This is a genomic window from Isoptericola sp. NPDC057653 (genome assembly GCF_042799955.1).
Taxonomy (GTDB): Bacteria; Actinomycetota; Actinomycetes; order Actinomycetales; family Cellulomonadaceae; genus Isoptericola.
In genome coordinates this window covers 1,723,305-1,738,589 of the sequence record NZ_JBHVHP010000001.1, presented here as the reverse complement: position 1 = coordinate 1,738,589, position 15,285 = coordinate 1,723,305, and the positions used below count along the sequence as shown (strand labels likewise).

At 75.3% G+C, this 15,285-nt stretch carries 14 protein-coding genes and 1 riboswitch; of the genes, 7 read left to right on the top strand and 7 right to left on the bottom strand.

Annotation, left to right across the window (positions count from 1 at the left end):
- Window positions 1-11: 11 nt before the first annotated feature.
- The 3 genes from ACFU9A_RS07880 to thiE all read right to left on the bottom strand — a co-directional run bounded on the left by ACFU9A_RS07880 (window position 12) and on the right by thiE (window position 2,157).
- Window positions 12-680, bottom strand: a complete 669-nt coding sequence (locus tag ACFU9A_RS07880) for an OmpA family protein (protein ID WP_430574674.1) — start codon at window positions 678-680, stop codon at window positions 12-14.
- A complete protein-coding gene (locus ACFU9A_RS07875) occupies window positions 677-1,357 on the bottom strand; it encodes a hypothetical protein (RefSeq protein ID WP_430574673.1) in 681 nt (226 codons plus the stop codon). The genes ACFU9A_RS07880 and ACFU9A_RS07875 overlap by 4 nt, the downstream gene beginning before the upstream one ends.
- Window positions 1,358-1,497: 140 nt before the next feature.
- Window positions 1,498-2,157: a thiamine phosphate synthase gene (gene thiE, locus ACFU9A_RS07870; protein WP_430574672.1), complete on the bottom strand. Its 660-nt coding sequence runs from the start codon at window positions 2,155-2,157 to the stop codon at window positions 1,498-1,500.
- A gap of 31 nt (window positions 2,158-2,188) precedes the next feature.
- Window positions 2,189-2,291, top strand: a riboswitch (TPP riboswitch).
- Between thiE and thiO the strand changes: the two genes are divergently transcribed.
- From thiO to ACFU9A_RS07855, 3 genes are all read left to right on the top strand, one after another.
- The gene (gene thiO / locus ACFU9A_RS07865) at window positions 2,281-3,495 is read left to right on the top strand and encodes a glycine oxidase ThiO (protein ID WP_430574671.1); all 1,215 of its coding nucleotides are present in this window, start codon (window positions 2,281-2,283) and stop codon (window positions 3,493-3,495) included. It overlaps the preceding riboswitch by 11 nt.
- The gene (gene thiS / locus ACFU9A_RS07860; RefSeq protein WP_430574670.1) at window positions 3,492-3,737 is read left to right on the top strand and encodes a sulfur carrier protein ThiS; all 246 of its coding nucleotides are present in this window, start codon (window positions 3,492-3,494) and stop codon (window positions 3,735-3,737) included. The genes thiO and thiS overlap by 4 nt, the downstream gene beginning before the upstream one ends.
- Window positions 3,738-3,746: 9 nt before the next feature.
- On the top strand, window positions 3,747-4,559 hold the full coding sequence (locus ACFU9A_RS07855) for a thiazole synthase (RefSeq protein ID WP_430574669.1): 813 nt from the start codon (window positions 3,747-3,749) through the stop codon (window positions 4,557-4,559).
- Between the two features lie 90 nt (window positions 4,560-4,649).
- Here ACFU9A_RS07855 and ACFU9A_RS07850 read toward each other — a convergent pair whose 3' ends face one another.
- Window positions 4,650-5,864 (bottom strand): ThiF family adenylyltransferase, encoded by a 1,215-nt coding sequence (locus ACFU9A_RS07850; RefSeq protein WP_430574668.1) that lies wholly within the window; start codon window positions 5,862-5,864, stop codon window positions 4,650-4,652.
- The gene (locus ACFU9A_RS07845; protein ID WP_430574667.1) at window positions 5,861-6,256 is read right to left on the bottom strand and encodes a DUF3817 domain-containing protein; all 396 of its coding nucleotides are present in this window, start codon (window positions 6,254-6,256) and stop codon (window positions 5,861-5,863) included. The genes ACFU9A_RS07850 and ACFU9A_RS07845 overlap by 4 nt, the downstream gene beginning before the upstream one ends.
- A gap of 90 nt (window positions 6,257-6,346) precedes the next feature.
- Between ACFU9A_RS07845 and ACFU9A_RS07840 the strand changes: the two genes are divergently transcribed.
- The 3 genes from ACFU9A_RS07840 (at window position 6,347) to ACFU9A_RS07830 (ending at window position 11,011) form a co-directional block, all read left to right on the top strand.
- The gene (locus ACFU9A_RS07840; protein WP_430575359.1) at window positions 6,347-8,146 is read left to right on the top strand and encodes an ABC transporter ATP-binding protein; all 1,800 of its coding nucleotides are present in this window, start codon (window positions 6,347-6,349) and stop codon (window positions 8,144-8,146) included.
- Window positions 8,143-9,909, top strand: coding sequence for an ABC transporter ATP-binding protein (locus ACFU9A_RS07835; RefSeq protein WP_430574666.1), 1,767 nt, complete (start codon window positions 8,143-8,145; stop codon window positions 9,907-9,909). Before ACFU9A_RS07840 ends, ACFU9A_RS07835 begins: the two co-directional genes overlap by 4 nt.
- A 136-nt stretch (window positions 9,910-10,045) precedes the next feature.
- A complete protein-coding gene (locus tag ACFU9A_RS07830; RefSeq protein WP_430574665.1) occupies window positions 10,046-11,011 on the top strand; it encodes a hypothetical protein in 966 nt (321 codons plus the stop codon).
- Window positions 11,012-11,060: 49 nt separating this feature from the next.
- Here the strand turns inward: ACFU9A_RS07830 and ACFU9A_RS07825 are convergent, their stop codons facing one another.
- A complete protein-coding gene (locus tag ACFU9A_RS07825; RefSeq protein WP_430574664.1) occupies window positions 11,061-11,669 on the bottom strand; it encodes a GyrI-like domain-containing protein in 609 nt (202 codons plus the stop codon).
- A gap of 42 nt (window positions 11,670-11,711) precedes the next feature.
- Window positions 11,712-12,611, bottom strand: coding sequence for an SURF1 family protein (locus ACFU9A_RS07820; protein WP_430574663.1), 900 nt, complete (start codon window positions 12,609-12,611; stop codon window positions 11,712-11,714).
- 171 nt (window positions 12,612-12,782) lie between these two features.
- Here ACFU9A_RS07820 and ACFU9A_RS07815 point away from each other — a divergent pair, with 171 nt between their 5' ends.
- Window positions 12,783-15,278 carry a phosphoketolase gene (locus ACFU9A_RS07815; protein ID WP_430574662.1) on the top strand — a complete coding sequence of 832 codons (2,496 nt, stop codon included), beginning with the start codon at window positions 12,783-12,785 and terminating at the stop codon, window positions 15,276-15,278.
- Window positions 15,279-15,285 lie beyond the last annotated feature (7 nt).

The window sequence follows — 15,285 nt, the reverse complement described above, 5'->3', positions numbered from 1 at the left end:
CGTCGGCCCGCTCACCGCGTCGGGTAGGTCACCTCCACGCGGCGGTTCAGCGCTCGGCCCGCCGGGTTGTCCTCGCCCTCGACCTCGTTCTCCGCCACCGGGTCCTGCTCGCCGTGCCCCTCGACCTTCGGGGCCAGGTCCGGGCGCTCGGCCCCGAGCACGTCGGCGACGGCGGTCGCGCGCTGCGCCGAGAGCCTCCGGTTGAACGCGTCCGTGCCCACGGAGTCGGTGTACCCGTCCACGCGCACCGTCGCGCCCTGCGGGACGTCCTCGGCGAGCTCCGCCACCGCCGCCCTCGCCTCCGGCGTGAGGGTGGCCTCGCCGAACTCGAACAGCAGGTCGGCGGTGAGCGTGACGACGGTGTCCTCCTTCTTCTCCCGCTTCTTCTCCAGGACGGTGGTGGAGTCGTCCGGCCGCAGCGCGAACGTGGAGTCCGCCGCGCGGAGGTCGACCGCCGCGTCGGCCGCCATCTCCGGGGTGGTCTCCGCTCCCGCCACCCGCGCGCGGGCCTCCGCGAGCGCGTCCTCGGCCGCCGTCAGCAGGTCGGGGTCGGCCACGGCCGCGGAGCCGGTCGCCGCCGGCGAGGCGGACGGGTCCGTCGTCGCCGCGGCGGGCACCGCACCCGCGGCGACGAGCGCGAGGGCCGCGGCGAGCGGGGCGACGGCGCGGCGGACGCTCACTCGGCGGCGCCGTCGCGGTAGGTGACCGTCGCGTCCGTGAACAGCGGCAGGCCCTCGGCGGGCAGGACGTCGACGGTCGCGGGCTCGCCCTCCGGCGCGGGCAGCACCGCGGACACCTCGACCGCGCCGTGGTTGGGGAACTCGAAGGAGTGCTTCTCGAGCGGGGACACGAGCATCGACTCGCGGCACCGGATCTGCGCGAGGGCCGCGTCGGTCGCGCTGTCGGTGTCCTCCTGCCAGGCGCCCTCGGTGCAGAACGGGCGGTAGGCCTTGAGCCCCGCGCGGTCGGTCACCGTCGTCGCGGGCTCGACGGACATGTCGTACCAGCTGACGCCCGCGTCGGCCGGTGCCGCGTCGTCGTCCCAGCGCAGCGCCCAGCGGACCGTCATCACGCCGTCGCCCACCTCGACCGCCCGCAGCGTGACGGTCACCTCGCCGCCCGGGGCGGCGTCCGAGCCGTGCGGCGTGGCGAGCTTCTGCTCGGCCATCGCCTGGTCGGCGACGGTCGCCGTGCCGGGGCCGGCCGCGGCCTGCTCGGCGTCCGCGCCCAGCTCCGGGCCGCCCGTCGTGGCGGTCGCGTCGTCGTCCGCCTCGCCGGTGCACCCGGCGAGCAGGAGGGAGCCGGCGAGGGCGAGCGCGGTGGCCGTGCGGGCGCGGGCGAAGGGCCGTGCGGTCATGGATGCTCCGTCTTCCGGGCGGCCGTCGCCGGCCGTGAGGGGGGTCGGCCTCACCCTGGCACGGGCCGCCCGCCCGGGGCGAGAGGTCTCGACGGGGAGACCTCCCCATCGGCGACCCACGCCCGACGGGGAGAGGGTCGTCAGCCGAGGCGCTCGCGGAGCTCGCGCGCGGCACGCTCCGGGTCCGGCGCCTGCGTGATCGCCCGCACGACGACGACCCGGTCCGCACCCGCGTCGAGCACCTCGCCGAGCCGGGTTGCGTCGACGCCTCCGATCGCGAACCACGGCGTGGCGGGACGGGTCGCGGCGACCTCCCGCAGCAGGTCGAGGCCCACCGCGGCGCGGCCGGGCTTGGTGGGCGTGGCCCACAGCGGGCCCACGCAGAAGTAGTCGACCTCGGGGTCCGCCTCGGCCTGCGCCGCCTGCGCCGCCGAGTGCGTGGAGCGGCCCAGCACCGGGGCCGCACCGAGCAGCCCCCGCACGGCCGGGACGGGCAGGTCCCGCTGCCCCATGTGCACCACGGGCGCCCCCGTCACCGCCGCCACGTCGGCCCGGTCGTTCACCGCCCACAGCGCGCCGTGCTCGGCCGCGACGCGGGCCACGACCTCCTGCAGCTCGAGCTCGCGCGCCACGTCGAGGGTCTTGTCGCGCAGCTGCACGACGTCGACCCCGCCCGCGAGCGCCGCGTGCAGGAAGTCCTCGAGGTCGCCGCGGTCCTCGCGGGCGTCGGTGCAGAGGTACAGGCGGGCGGCGGCGAGGCGGGCGCGCGTCGTGCCGGGAGCGGCGCTGGTCGTGGTCACGCCGGTCAGGGTAACCACGGCCCGGGTTACAGTGACGGCGCACGGGAGCCCCGCTCGGGGCTGAGAGGGCGCAGGAGCCGACCGTCGAACCTGATCTGGGTCATGCCAGCGAAGGGAGCGCACATGCCCACGTCCGTCCCTCCGTCCCCCCGCGACGTCGTCGTGGTGGGCGGCGGCATCGTCGGCCTCGCCGTCGCGTGGCGCGCCGCCGCGTCCGGGATGTCCGTCACGGTGCTCGACCCCGCCCCCGGCGACGGCGCGACCCGCGCGGCCGCGGGCATGCTGGCCGCCGTCGCGGAGGCCGACTTCGGCGAGCACGAGCTGACGCGGCTCAACCTCGCGTCCGCCGCGCGCTGGCCGGGCTTCGCCGCCGACCTCGCCGCCGCGTCGGGCCGCGAGGTCCCCCTGCAGCGGGCCGGCTCCCTCGCCGTCGCGTACGACGCCGACGACCTCGCCCTGCTCCGCCGCGTCCTGACGCTGCACCGCGGATGGGGGCTCGGCTCGGCCGAGCTCACCGTGGCCGACGCCCGCCGCCGCGAGCCGTACCTCGGCCCGCGCCTGGCGGGCGCGGCGGCGGTCGAGGGCGACCTCGCCGTCGACCCGCGCGGGGCCCACGCCGCGCTGCGCGCCGCGCTCGGCGACGCCCTGGTCCCCCGTGCCGCCGTGCGGCTGGAGCGCGACCGCGCGGGCCGGGTCGTCGCGGTGCAGGACGACGCCGGCGCGCGCCACGCCGCGGGCGCCGTGGTGCTGGCCACGGGCGCCGTCCCCGCGGCCGCGCTGCTCGACGCCGTCCCGGAGGCGCCCGTGCCCGTCCGGCCCGTCAAGGGGATCACCCTGCGGCTCGACGCCGGCCCCGGGCTCGCCCTCGAGCACGTGGTGCGCGGCACCGTGCAGGGACGGCCGGTGTACCTCGTGCCGCGCGCGCCCGGCACCGGGACCGGCCCCGGCGGCGGGCCCGCGCACCGCGAGGTCGTGGTCGGCGCCACCAGCGAGGAGCGACCCGACGACCGCCGGGCCGAGGCCGGCGGCGTCTTCGCCCTCCTGCGCGACGCGCGCGCCCTCGTGCCCGGCATCGACGAGGCCGCGCTCGTCGACGTCACGCCGCGCGCCCGCCCGGCCACCCCCGACAACCTGCCCCTGGTCGGCGCCACCGCGGCCCCCGGTCTGCTGGCCGCCGTCGGCCACGGGCGCAACGGCGTGCTGCTCGCGCCGCTCACCGCGGACGCCGTCGTCGCCGCGCTCACCGGCGCGCCCGCCCCCGACCCCGCGCTGGCCGCCGCCGACCCGCGGCGCTTCGCCCCCTCCCCCGCCCGCCGTACCGAAGGAGCCGTCCGATGACCGCCGCGCCCCCCGCCCCCACCGCCGTCGTGAACGGCGAGCCCTACCCGCTCGACGGGCCGCACGGCGACGGCGTCGAGGCGCTCGTCGCCGGCCTCGTGCCCGCGTTCGTGGCCGACGGCACGGTGCAGGGCATCGCCGTCGCCGTCAACGACGCCGTCGTCCCCCGCGGCCTGTGGGCCGGCACCCGGATCGCGCCCGGCGACCGGGTCGAGATCGTCACCGCCGTCCAGGGCGGCTGAGGAGGAACCATGACCAGCACCGCGACCCTCGCCGACCCGCTCGAGATCGCCGGCACCACGATCGGCTCGCGCCTCGTCATGGGCACGGGCGGGGCGGCCAACCTCATGACGCTCGAGGACGCGCTGGTCGCGTCCGGCACCGGGCTCACCACCGTGGCGATGCGGCGCGTCGCAGTGCGGCCCGGCGGGGCGGGCGCTGAGGACGGTGGCATCTGGGGCCTGCTCGAGCGCCTCGGGATCCGCGCCCTGCCCAACACCGCCGGCTGCTTCTCGGCCCGCGAGGCGGTGCTCACCGCGCGGCTCGCCCGCGAGGCGTGCGGCACCGACTGGGTGAAGCTCGAGGTGATCGCCGACGACGTCACCCTCCTGCCCGACCCGTTCGGCCTCGTCGAGGCCGCCGAGGAGCTCGTGCGCGACGGGTTCGTCGTGCTGCCGTACACCAACGACGACCCGATCCTGGCCCGCCGCCTGGAGGACGTCGGCTGCGCCGCCGTCATGCCGCTGGGCGCTCCGATCGGCACCGGCCTGGGCGTGCTCAACCCGCGCAACATCGAGGCGATCGCCGCCGCCGCGCGGGTCCCCGTCATCCTCGACGCGGGCGTGGGCACGGCGTCCGACGCGGCCCTCGCGATGGAGCTCGGCTGCGCCGGCGTCCTGCTCGCCACCGCCGTCACGCGGGCCGCGGACCCCGTCCGGATGGCGCACGCCATGCGCCTGGCCGTCCAGGCCGGCCGGCTCGCCGCCGGCGCTGGCCGCATCCCGCGGCGCGAGGGCGCCCTCGCCAGCTCGACGCCCGACGGCCGCCTCGACCTCGCCCTCTGACCGCCCCGCCCGCCCGGTGCGAGGGTCCGCACCATGCCGTGGTGGGCCCGTGCTCGAGCGACCTCGCGAGGTGTGCGGACCCCCTCGGCGTCAGACGGCGAGGAGGAGCGCGGGCGCGCCGCCCTCGACGGACCGGGCGTCGACCCCGGCCGCGCGGGCGACGTCGGCGACGCGGGCCGAGCGGGCGCCGGCCGCGCACACCAGCAGCACGGGGCGGTCGACGGGCAGCTCCGCGCGCGCCACGTCCGCGCCGTCGGGCCCGAGGAACACGCCGCTCGGCACGAGCCGCGACCCGGCGACGGGCAGGGCCTGCGCCTCCCAGTCCTCGCGGACGTCGACGAGCGCCACGGGGGCGTCGCCCGCGAGCAGCGCGGCCGCCTCGCGCGCGGTGACGCTCGCCGGGCCCATGCCCGCGTCGGCGGCGCCGCCCGACGGCGCGGGCAGGCCGCAGAACGCCGCGTACGCGGCGTCGTCGGCGAGCAGGGCGGTGACGGGCTCGCGCGTGGGGTCCGGGCGGACGGCGAGCTGCCGCCACGTGAGGTCGAGGGCGTCGTAGACCGCGATGCGGCCGAGCAGCGTGGTGCCCGCGCCGGTGATCAGCTTGACGGCCTCGGTGGCCATGACCGACCCGACGGTGCCGCACAGCGCGCCCAGCACGCCGCCGGTGGCGCAGTCCGGCACGGTGCCGGGCGGCGGGGGCACGGGGAAGACGTCGCGGTAGGTGGCGCCGCGCTCGCGGGAGCCGTCGGCCGACCGCGGCGCGCCCCAGAAGACGCTCACCTGCCCGTCGAACTGGTGGATCGCGCCCCACACGACCGGCACGCCGAGGACCTCCGCGGCGTCCGACACGAGGTAGCGCGTCGGGAAGTTGTCGGCCCCGTCGAGCACGAGGTCGTACCCGCGCAGGATGTCGAGGACGTTCTCGGGGGTCAGGCGCTCCGCGTGGGCGACGACGGCGACGTCGGGCGCCAGGTCCGCGAGGCGGTCCCGGGCCGAGTCGACCTTGGGCCGACCGACGTCGGCGGTGCCGTGCACCACCTGGCGCTGCAGGTTGGAGACGTCCACGACGTCGTCGTCCACGACGCCGAGCGTGCCCACCCCGGCCGCCGCGAGGTACTGCAGGGCCGGGCTGCCCAGGCCGCCCGCGCCCACGACCAGCACGCGCGCCGCGGCGAGCCGCCGCTGCCCCTCCGCGCCGACGCCCGGCAGCGGCAGGTGCCGGGCGTACCGGGCGAGGCGTGCGGCGTCGAGCGCCGGGCCGGGCGCGACGAGCGGGGCGAGGGCGACGGCGGCCGGGTCGCTCATGCCGAGTACCGCTCCGCGAGCGCGGCGAGCTTGGCGTCCGCGCCGGCGTGCACGCGCTTCTCGAGGATGAACGACATCACCGGGACGACGCCGGCGAAGACCATCGTGGCGAGCCGCCCGAAGCCCCAGCGCATCTTGGACCACAGGTCGAGGACGCTCACGAGGTAGACCACGTAGATCCAGCCGTGCGCGAACGGCACCCAGCCCAGGTAGTCGACGACGACGTCGACCTTCACCACGTACTTGAAGAACAGCTCGAAGCACAGGATCAGCAGCATCACACCGGTGAGGATCGCCATGAACCGGTAGCGCTTCAGGGCTCCGCGGGCCTTGCGGATGGCGGTCTCGGCCTGGGCCTGGCTGGCGGCGGGGGTCTGCTGCGGCGTGCTCACCCCAGCATCGTAGGCGGGGTTCGGACCTCGACGGCCCGCCCGCCCGCGCGTTATTCCGTCGCCCGGTGTCGGTACGGCTCCGTACGCTTGATCCCCGTGCGACCCCTCCCCCTCCCCGACGTGGGCAACCCCCCTCTGACGTCCCCCGCCAAGCTCCTCGCCTGGCAGGGGTGGCGCCAGCGCGACGTGCTGGCGAAGTCCCTGGTGGCGGGCGTGGTGGCGATGCTCGCGTCGGCCGCGGCCCCGCTGCTGATCGGTCGCGCCATCGACGAGGGCCTGTCGCAGGGCTTCGGCGGCCCGCTGTTCCTGTGGTGCGGCGCGATGCTGGGCGCCGCGCTCGTCATCGTCGTCGCCGGCATCTTCAACCACATCTGGGACGTCGAGAACTGGGTGCGGGCGTCGCTGTCGTTCTCCCAGCTCGTCGGCTACAAGGCGTCGCGCGCGGGGCACGCGATCACACGCAAGCTCCCCACCGGCGAGGTGGTGTCCGCCGTGGCGAACGACGCCCTCCGCGTGGGCGACATGTTCTCCATGGCCGGCCGGTTCACCGGCGGCGTGATCGCGTACGTCGTGGTCGTCGCGATCATGCTGTCCCAGCACGCGCAGCTCGGGCTGGTCCTGGCGCTCGGCATCCCCGCGGTCGCCGTCGTGCTCGGCCTGCTGGTCAAGCCGCTGCAGTCGCGCCAGACCACGCAGCGCGAGGCCACCGGCCGGCTCACGTCGCTCGGCGCGGACACCGTCTCCGGACTGCGCATCCTGCGCGGCATCGGCGGCGAGGACGAGTTCGCCGCCCGGTACGCGCGCCAGTCGCAGGACGTGCGCCACCAGGGCGTGCGCGTGGCCGTGCTGCAGTCGGTGCTCGACGGGCTGCAGGTGCTGCTGCCGGGCCTGCTCGCCGCGCTCGTGCTGTGGCTCGGCGCGCGCGCCGCCGTCCGGGGCGAGATCACCAGCGGGCAGCTCGTGACGTTCTACGGGTACGCCGCGTTCCTCGCCTGGCCGGTGCAGATGGCCACGCAGATGCTGCAGATGGTCATCCGGGCCGTGATCTCGTCGCGCAAGATCCTCGACGTGCTGCGGGTCACCGAGGCGACGCCGTCCGCCGAGGCTCCCGCCGACGCGCCCGACGCCGGCGTCGACCTGGTCGACGAGACCAGCGGCCTCGTGCTGCGCGACGGCCGCGTCGTGGGCCTCGTCAGCGCCGACCCGGACGCCTCGGCGCGGGTCGCGACGCGGCTCGGGCGGCTCGACGACGAGGCGGAGGCCGGCACGCCGGTCCGGCTCGGCGGGGTGCTGCTGGCCGACCTCGACAAGGAGGCGCTGCGGCACCGCGTGGTCGTCTCCGAGGCGACCCCGCACCTGTTCTCCGGCGTGCTCGGCGAGGCGCTCGACGCCCGCGGCCGCGCCACCGAGGCCGACCTGCTGGCCGCCATGGTCACCGCGGACGCGCACGACGTGCTCGACAGCGTGCCCGGCGGCCTCGCCGGCGAGCTGCCGGAGAAGGGACGCTCCCTGTCGGGCGGGCAGCGGCAGCGCGTCGCGCTGGCACGCGCCCTGCTCACCGAGCCGGAGATCCTCGTGCTCGTGGAGCCCACCAGCGCGGTGGACGCCCACACCGAGGCGCGGATCGCCGAGCGCGTGAGCGAGGTCCGCCGCGGCCGCACCACCCTGGTGGTCACCGCGAGCCCGCTCGTGCTCGACCACGTCGACGAGGTCGTCCTGCTGGACGCCGACGCGACCGTGGCCGCCAGCGGCACGCACGCCGAGCTGCTCGCCCGTGGCGACGCCCACGGCGCGGCGTACCGCGCCGTCGTCGGCCGCAGCATGGCCGAGGACGAGGAGACCGACGAGCTCGGTACCGACGAGATCGACCTGGAAGGAGCCGCGCGATGAGCGCCCCCGCCGCACCCGCGGCCAACCCGAACCTGCTGCCGATCGCCGACAGCGCCGAGGTGAACCGCACCGTGGGCCGCCTGTTCCGGCGCCACCGCGGCCAGCTCGGCGGCGTCGCCGTGCTGCACACGCTCGCCGCCCTGGCCGGCCTGGCCGGTCCGTTCCTCCTGGGCCGGATCATCGACAAGGTCGCCGCCGGCACCACCCTGGAGGCCGTCGACTCGCTCGCCATGGTGCTCGTCGGCGCCGTCGTCGTGCAGGCCGTCGTCACGCGGTACGCGCAGCGGCTGTCCATGGTCTTCGGCGAGCGGGTCTTCGCGGACCTGCGCGAGGAGTTCATGGACGCCGTGACGCGGCTGCCGCTGTCCACGGTGGAGAAGGCCGGCACCGGCGACCTCGTCGCGCGCACCACCAACGACGTGAACAAGCTGCAGCACGCCGTGCGGTTCGGCGTGCCCCGCGTGCTGGTCTGCGTGGTGACGATCGCGCTGACCCTGGTCGCGTCGTTCCTCGCGAGCCCGCTGGTCGCGATCGGCCTGCTGACGGGCGTGCCGCTGATCGTCGTGGCCACCCGCTGGTACCTCAAGCGGGCCACGCCGGGCTACCTGCGCGAGTCGGCGGCCTACGCCACCATCAACGGCTCCATCACCGAGGCCGTCGAGGGCGCGCGCACCACCGACGCCCTGCACCTCGGCGGGCGCGTGCGCCGGCGGATCGACCGCGACCTGCGCGAGGCGTTCGACGCCGAGTCGTACACCCTCGGCCTGCGGCTGCGGCTCATCCCGTCGCTCGACGCCGCGGTCGCGATCGCGCCGATCGTCGTCATCCTGTGGGGCGGCTGGCTCGTCTCGCAGGACCTCACCACGGTGGGCACGGTCGCCACGATCGCGATGTACGGGCACCAGATGGGCGGCCCGGTGTTCGACCTCGTGTTCTGGCTCGACGAGCTGCAGGTCGCGGCCGTCGCGCTGGCCCGCGTCGTCGGCGTCGGCCTCGTCGGCCCGGACCGCACGGCCGGCATCGCGGTGCCGACGTCGGAGGACGTGCGCGCCCGTGCCGTGCGGTACGCGTACCGCGAGGGGCACGACGTGCTGCACGGCATCGACCTCGACCTCGCGCCCGGCGAACGGCTGGCCGTGGTCGGGCCGTCGGGCGCGGGCAAGTCGACCCTGGGCCGCATGCTCGCGGGCATCCACCCGCCCACCGGCGGGTCGGTCACCGTGGGCGGCGTGCCGCTCGTCGAGCTGCCGCTGGAGGACCTGCGCCACCACGTCGCGCTGGTGACGCAGGAGCACCACGTGTTCGTCGGGTCGCTGGCGGAGAACCTGCGGCTCGCGGACACGTCGGCGACCGACGACGCCCTGTGGGGCGCGCTGGGCGCCGTCGACGCCGCGAGCTGGGCCGCCGCGCTCCCCGAGGGCCTCGAGACGGCCGTCGGGTCGGGCGGGCACACCCTCACCCCGGCGCAGGCGCAGCAGATCGCGCTCGCGCGGCTGGTGCTGCTCGACCCGCACACGCTCGTCCTCGACGAGGCGACGTCGCTGCTGGACCCGCGCGCCGCCCGCCACCTCGAGCGGTCGCTCAACGCCGTGCTCACCGGCCGCACGGTGGTCGCCATCGCGCACCGCCTGCACACGGCGCACGACGCCGACCGTGTCGCCGTCGTCGACGGCGGCCGCATCACCGAGATCGGCCCGCACGACGACCTCGTCGCCGCCGGCGGCGACTACGCCAAGCTCTGGCACAGCTGGCAGCACGAGTAGCCCGCCCGCCGAGATCGAGGCACCCGTTGCGAAGTCGACCCACCCAAGGTCGATCTCGTGCCGGGTGCCTCGATCTCGTGGGGTTGTCCACAACGTCCCCTCCGCGCGGTGCCCGCTTCTGACACGCTCGCTCGGCATGACGACGCTGCCCCCGCGGCCCGGCGACCGTCGCGAGCTCACCGCGCCGGCCGTCCCACCCGCCATTCTGTTCAGCGAGGCCCGCCGCGGCGAGATCGCGGGCATGGCGGCGCGTGGCGCGCTGGAGCGCGTCCGTAAGGGCGTCTACCTCGCACCCGTCGCGGCGGAGGGGCCGGCGCGCACGAGGCACGCCGAGATCCTCCGGCAGGTCCGCGCCGTCGAGGTCCGGCTCTCGACGGCGTTCTGGTACTCGCACGCGACCGCGGCACTGCTGCACGGGTGCTGGACGGTCCGGCTCTCCCCTACGGTCCACGTCACCCAGCTGCGGCCGCCCAATGCCGACCAGACCCGCGAGCGGGACCTCCGCCGTCACTGGGCCGCTCTACCAGAGCGCGACCGGACCGACCTGGACGGACTGCCCGTCACGTGCCTCGAGCGGACGGTGGTCGACTGTGCACGGACGCTGCCCCCCGACCAAGGCCTCGTGATCGCCGACTCCGCGCTGCGAGGAGGTGCCGACCTCACGCTGATCGACGCGATCCTCGACGAGTCCAGGGGCGGGCGCGGCGTCCGGCGGGCCCGCGAGGTCATCGGGCTCGCCGACCCACGTTCCGAGTCACCGGGCGAGTCGCTGCTCCGCTGGATCGTCCACGACGCCGGCCTGCCCGCCGCGGAGACCGGGCACCGCGTCACGACCCGGCGCGGCGACCTCTGGCTCGACCTGGCGTGGCCAGACCGCAAGGTGGCGCTCGAGTTCGACGGCGCCGTGAAGTACTCCGGGGGCGAGTACGGCGACCCGGCCCAGCGCCTCTTCGACGAGAAGCTCAGGCACGATGCCTTGGCGGAGGCCGGGTGGCTCGTCCTCCGCGTCGTCTGGGAGGACCTGCTGCATCCCGAGCTCCTGACCGCCCGCATCCGGTCGGCGCTGCGATCACGCCCTCCGAGATCGAGGGACCTGTCATGAGATCGACCCACCGAAGGTCGACCTGACGACGGCTACCTCGATCTGGCGGTCAGGGGGCGACGGGCTGGCGGACGATCGTGCGCCACCTGGACGGGTCGACGCGGCGGGCGTCGGACAGGTAGACCTCGTGGTGCGTGCCGGCCAGCTCACGACCTTGCTGGGCGATGAACGCGTGCAGCGCGGCGACGGTGGGCCCCTCGGTGGCGAAGGGCCCGACGTGCAGCACCTGCGCCGCGTCGCCGTCGCCGTAGTGCTCGAGGCGGACGAGGTGGCCGGCGGGCAGGTCCTTCTCCCGCGCGACGCGGGAGGCGAGCGCCGGGGCGTCGACGTGCTGGACGGCGTCGGGCAGGCCGATCATCATCGTCCAGCGCCACCGGTCCTTGGCGTCCACGCTGAACCGGCTCAGGTCGTCCGCCCACCACAGGCCCTCGAGCGGCAGCACGGTGTAGGCGTCGCCGGTGGCCCGCTTCACCGCGGCCCGCACCGCGTACGCGAGCGGGTAGAGCGTCTCGACCGCCTCGCGGTACGCGGGCTCCGTGTTCGGGTCGCCGGCGCCGTCGACCATGAGGAACGGCCGCGACGGCACCGTCACGAGGGCCGGCGTCGTCGTCGCGCGGTACTGCTCGCCCAGCTCGCGCTTGAGGTCGATGCTCGCCATCCGCCCATGGTGGCGGCGGCCACCGACAGGCGGCTCGACCCGTCAGCCGGGCAGGCCGGCGATACCGGTGCCCACGGGGTCGTCGGAGTCGTCGTGCGTGCGGCCTCGGCGCGTGCCGGCGGCCTCGTCGCGGACGAGGCGCACCCACAGCAGCACGGCGAACAGGCCGAAGACCCACCACTGGAGCGCGTAGAACAGGTTCTGCAGGTTGACGCCGTCGCTGCCCTCGAGCACGGGGCGCGGCAGCGGCGCGGGCCCGCCCTCGGCGGCTGTCGCCTGCGCCGGGTCGGACGTCGTGAGCACGACGTACCCGGAGTAGATGGGCCCGCCCCAGGTGTTGACCAGCGACCCGGTGGAGATGGAGTCCACCAGCGGCGGTCCGTCCGGGTTGTCCGGCAGCGGCGCGCCGCCCTCCTGCAGGGACTCCGACGCCTGCAGCCACCCGGTGAGGCGCACCTCGCCCTCGGGCACGTCGAGGGCGGCGGCGTCGGGGGTCGCCGAGTCCACCCAGCCGCGGACGACGGGCAGGACGGGCGGGCCGGACAGGTCGGCCCAGGACGCGCCGCCGGTGCCGTCGTCGGTGACCCGCAGCGGCGTGAGCACGAGGTAGCCGGTGCGGCCGTCGAGCGCGCGCCCGGCGACGAGCACCTGGTCCTCCGGCTCGTACGTGCCGGTGACCCACGCCTCGGTGCCGACCAGCTCGCCCGGGAACGACGTCTGCGGCTCCAGGAGGTCGCCGAGCGCCTCCGGGCCGTGGGCCGCCTTCTCCGCGGCCTCCTGCTGTGCGGCGACCGCGGCGCGCTGGTAGGCGCGGTCGAGCTGCCACACGCCGAGCCGGCCGCAGACGGCGGCGGCGAGCAGGAAGAGGAGCAGGATCCCGATCATGCGGGGCTGGAGGGCCACCGCCCAGAACGACCTGCGGGCGGGCTGCGGGCTGGGCACGGCACCACCGTAATCGGACCGGGGCCCCCGCCAGGAATCCGTGCGCCGGGAGCACCTGACACCCCGCCAGATCGACGTCACGCCCTCTGACCTCGCCGGTCGTGCTGCATTCGGGCACCGGGTGCGGTGGAATGAAGGCGCTGGCCTACCCCCGAGCCACAGGAGCGTGTGATGAGCACCACGACCACCCCGTCCGTCCGCCCCACGCCTTGGCGCGCCGGCGACGGCACCGAGCTCTCGGCCGACTCGATCGACCGGATCGACCGGTGGTGGCGAGCGGCGAACTACCTGTCCGTCGGCCAGATCTACCTGCTGGACAACCCCCTGCTGCGCGAGCCGCTGACGCGCGACCACGTGAAGCCGCGCCTGCTGGGCCACTGGGGCACGACGCCCGGCCTCAACTTCCTCTACGCGCACCTCAACCGGGCGATCAAGGAGCGCGAGCAGTCCACCATCTACGTCGCGGGCCCCGGCCACGGCGGACCCGGGCTCGTCGCGAACTCGTACCTGGAGGGCACGTACTCCGAGACGTACTCGGACATCACCGAGGACGACGAGGGGCTGCGTCGCCTGTTCCGCCAGTTCTCGTTCCCCGGCGGCATCCCCTCGCACGTGGCGCCGGAGACGCCGGGCTCCATCCACGAGGGCGGCGAGCTGGGCTACGCGCTGAGCCACGCGTACGGCGCGGCGTTCGACAACCCGGACCTCCTGGTCGCGACGGTGGTCGGCGACGGCGAGGCCGAGACCGGCCCGCTCGCCACGAGCTGGCACTCGAACAAGTTCGTCAACCCGCTCAACGACGGGGTCGTGCTGCCGATCCTGCACCTCAACGGGTACAAGATCGCGAACCCGACGGTGCTGTCGCGCATCAGCGACGACGAGCTGCGCGACCTCATGATCGGCTACGGCCACACCCCGTACTTCTTCGTCGGCGGGTTCGACGGCGAGGACCACGCGGAGGTGCACCGCCGGTTCGCGGCGCTCCTGGACGAGGTGCTGGACCACATCGCCCGGATCAAGGCCGAGGCCGCGGCGGGCAACGACGAGCGGCCGGCCTGGCCGATGATCGTCTTCCGCACGCCGAAGGGCTGGACCTGCCCGCCCGTCATCGACGGCAAGAAGACCGAGGACTCGTGGCGCGCCCACCAGGTGCCGCTCGCGAGCGCGCGCGACACCCCGGAGCACCTGGAGGTGCTGCGCGGCTGGCTGGAGTCGTACCGGGCGCACGAGCTGTTCGACACCGAGGGCCGGCTGCTGCCGGAGATCGCCGAGCAGGCGCCCGAGGGCGAGCTGCGCATGAGCGGCAACCCGCACACCAACGGCGGCCTGCTGCTCAAGGACCTGCGGCTGCCCGACTTCCGCGACTACGCCGTGGAGGTCGCGGCCCCCGGCGGCTCGGTCGCCGAGGCGACGCGCGTCCTCGGTCTGTGGCTCACCGACGTGGTGCGCCTCAACCCGGACAACTTCCGGATCTTCGGCCCGGACGAGACGGCGTCCAACCGCCTCCAGGCGGTGTACGAGGTCACGGACAAGCAGTGGAACGCCGAGTTCTACGGGCCCGACGTCGACGAGCACCTCGCCCGCGCCGGCCGCGTGATGGAGATGCTGAGCGAGCACCAGTGCCAGGGCTGGCTGGAGGGCTACCTCCTCACCGGGCGCCACGGCCTGTTCACCAGCTACGAGGCCTTCATCCACATCGTCGACTCGATGTTCAACCAGCACGCCAAGTGGCTCAAGGTCACCAACCACATCCCGTGGCGGCGGCCGGTCGCGAGCCTCAACTACCTGCTCTCGAGCCACGTGTGGCGCCAGGACCACAACGGCTTCAGCCACCAGGACCCGGGCTTCATCGACCACGTCGTGAACAAGAAGGCCGAGATCGTCCGGGTCTACCTCCCGCCGGACGCCAACACCCTGCTGAGCACCTACAGCCACTGCCTGCAGAGCCGCCAGTACGTGAACGTCGTGGTGGCGGGCAAGCAGCCGGCGCCGCAGTTCCTCACGATGGAGCAGGCGATCGCGCACTGCACGCGCGGCCTGGGCATCTGGGACTGGGCGGGCACGGAGGAGGAGGGCACGGAGCCCGACGTCGTGCTGGGCGCGGCGGGCGACGTCCCGACGCTCGAGGTGCTCGCGGCGGCCGACATCCTGCGCCGCCGCATCCCCGGCCTCAAGATCCGCGTGGTGAACGTGGTCGACCTCATGCGGATGCAGGACGAGAAGGAGCACCCGCACGGCCTGTCGGACAAGGACTTCGACACCCTGTTCACGGCCGACCGGCCGGTGATCTTCAACTACCACGGGTACCCGTGGCTGATCCACCGGCTGACCTACCGGCGCACCAACCACGCCAACATCCACGTGCGCGGCTACAAGGAGGAGGGCACGACGACGACGCCCTTCGACATGGCGATGCTCAACGACATCGACCGCTTCCACCTCGTGATCGACGTCATCGACCGGGTGCCGTCGCTGCGCTCGAGGTACGCGGGCCTGCGCCAGGAGATGGTCGACGCACGGCTCACGGCCCGGCAGTACACCCGCGAGCACGGCGAGGACATCCCCGAGGTGCGCGACTGGGTGTGGCCGGACGCGGGCGACACCGCCACCGCGCAGGGCGGCCCGCAGTACGACGCCTCGGCGGCGACGGGCGGCGACAACGAATGACAGGCGA

Excerpts from the sequence above, each read along its gene's own strand:
- ACFU9A_RS07875 (WP_430574673.1), bottom strand. The coding sequence starts at position 1,357 with ATGACCGCACGGCCCTTCGCCCGCGCCCGCACGGCCACCGCGCTCGCC.
- thiO (WP_430574671.1), top strand. The coding sequence starts at position 2,281 with ATGCCCACGTCCGTCCCTCCGTCCCCCCGCGACGTCGTCGTGGTGGGC.
- thiS (WP_430574670.1), top strand. The coding sequence starts at position 3,492 with ATGACCGCCGCGCCCCCCGCCCCCACCGCCGTCGTGAACGGCGAGCCC.
- ACFU9A_RS07855 (WP_430574669.1), top strand. The coding sequence starts at position 3,747 with ATGACCAGCACCGCGACCCTCGCCGACCCGCTCGAGATCGCCGGCACC.
- ACFU9A_RS07850 (WP_430574668.1), bottom strand. The coding sequence starts at position 5,864 with ATGAGCGACCCGGCCGCCGTCGCCCTCGCCCCGCTCGTCGCGCCCGGC.
- ACFU9A_RS07835 (WP_430574666.1), top strand. The coding sequence starts at position 8,143 with ATGAGCGCCCCCGCCGCACCCGCGGCCAACCCGAACCTGCTGCCGATC.
- ACFU9A_RS07830 (WP_430574665.1), top strand. The coding sequence starts at position 10,046 with ATGACGACGCTGCCCCCGCGGCCCGGCGACCGTCGCGAGCTCACCGCG.
- ACFU9A_RS07825 (WP_430574664.1), bottom strand. The coding sequence starts at position 11,669 with ATGGCGAGCATCGACCTCAAGCGCGAGCTGGGCGAGCAGTACCGCGCG.
- ACFU9A_RS07815 (WP_430574662.1), top strand. The coding sequence starts at position 12,783 with ATGAGCACCACGACCACCCCGTCCGTCCGCCCCACGCCTTGGCGCGCC.